The organism is Vibrio sp. B181a (assembly GCF_030248375.1).
Lineage (GTDB): Bacteria > Pseudomonadota > Gammaproteobacteria > Enterobacterales > Vibrionaceae > Vibrio > Vibrio campbellii.
This window is the reverse complement of the sequence record NZ_JAHGAD010000127.1, coordinates 1-1269: the sequence shown is the minus strand read 5'-3', so window position 1 is coordinate 1269 and position 1269 is coordinate 1. Positions and strand designations below refer to the sequence as shown.

The following is a 1269-nucleotide window of genomic DNA, read 5'->3' as shown; positions in this document are numbered from 1 at the left end:
CTATCTTGAAAAACGCCGATTATGCGCCTGGAGTTCTAATGGCCATTTTTATTATGTCGATAACTGTTGTAGAAAATAGAGCTATTGAGGGGCCATACACTGATAACGATGTGTTATACCATAAAGCTGAGGTAACAGGTAAGCATGGTACTGCTGGTCGTGGACTATCTTATGAAATTATTTTTGATAAAAAACATAAGTACGATATTAAAGTTCAAGGGTATGACTTTAATTTAATAAATAATAACTATTCCCTAGGATATGGTTCGCGCAAAGATACAGAAAACCTAAGTGTTGGGCTAGTTAAAACGCATTTAGATAATATTTATTATACTGTTTACGTTAAGGCTGGAGATGAAGTTCTTCTTTCTAGTTCTGATGGTCTTAATATGATAAATAAATCTAATGCCGAGCAGGTTAAATGGAGAGCTTACTTAAGTCTTATTGCATTTATTTTACTTTCTCTAATCTTTAGGTTTCTAAGGAAGTATTATTAAATTCTATGTATAAAGTTTGCTAATAAATTTGTGCAACCAAAATACATAACAAACTGTTCAAGAGGGATTCGCAACGCGTGGCATTTTTACTATGCGTTGGTTTTAGTGTTTAAGGCGGTATGCGGTGGCTTTTGTATTGCGTTGCTCACCCCTTAACAGGGCGTTATGCCTTTTGGGAGAAAATATGCAGTTTTACAAAGCAGATGAATATCAGGCATCTTGCGAAAACCTGTATCGTAAGTACGAACTTGAGATAGCTGCTTTACTTCCAGATGCATCTATTGAGCATATTGGAGCTTCCTCTATCCCCAATGCTGTATCTAAAGGTGACCTAGACATACTTGTTGGTGTTAACGGCAAGGAACTAGAGAATGCAGTAAAGTTACTTTCTACTCTAGGCTTCAACGAAAAATCCGATACGTTAAGAACTCCGGAGCTTTGCATGCTGGAAAATAGCTCAGGTGAGGATGTTGCTTTTCAAGTTGTAGCTAATGGTTCGGAATTTGAGTTTTTTGTGGGGTTTAGAGACAAACTCCGTAAAAGTCCTGAGTTAGTTCAACGATACAATGAGCTGAAAATGTCTTGTACTGGTTGGTCTCAAGAAGAGTATCGTCGGAAAAAATCAGCTTTTATCGAGCGCGTGTTAGGACAGGCATAACAAACTGTTTAAGAGTGATTCGCAACGCGTGGCATTTTCACTATGCATTGATTTTAGTGTTTAAGGTGGTATGCGGCGGCTTTTGTATTGCGTTGCTCACACCTTAACAGGGCG

2 protein-coding genes are annotated in these 1269 nt (G+C 37.9%); both read left to right on the top strand.

Translation table 11 applies throughout. The features are described 5' to 3' along the window. Positions 1-2 precede the first annotated feature (2 nt). Positions 3-497, top strand: a complete 495-nt coding sequence (locus KIO97_RS26425; RefSeq protein ID WP_285384388.1) for a hypothetical protein — start codon at positions 3-5, stop codon at positions 495-497. A 184-nt stretch (positions 498-681) separates the two neighbouring features. Beyond that, positions 682-1155: a GrpB family protein gene (locus KIO97_RS26415; protein ID WP_025638270.1), complete on the top strand. Its 474-nt coding sequence runs from the start codon at positions 682-684 to the stop codon at positions 1153-1155. Positions 1156-1269 lie beyond the last annotated feature (114 nt).

Bases quoted from the DNA above. Each gene is read 5' to 3' on its own strand.
- KIO97_RS26415 (WP_025638270.1), top strand. From the start codon at position 682: ATGCAGTTTTACAAAGCAGATGAATATCAGGCATCTTGCGAAAACCTG.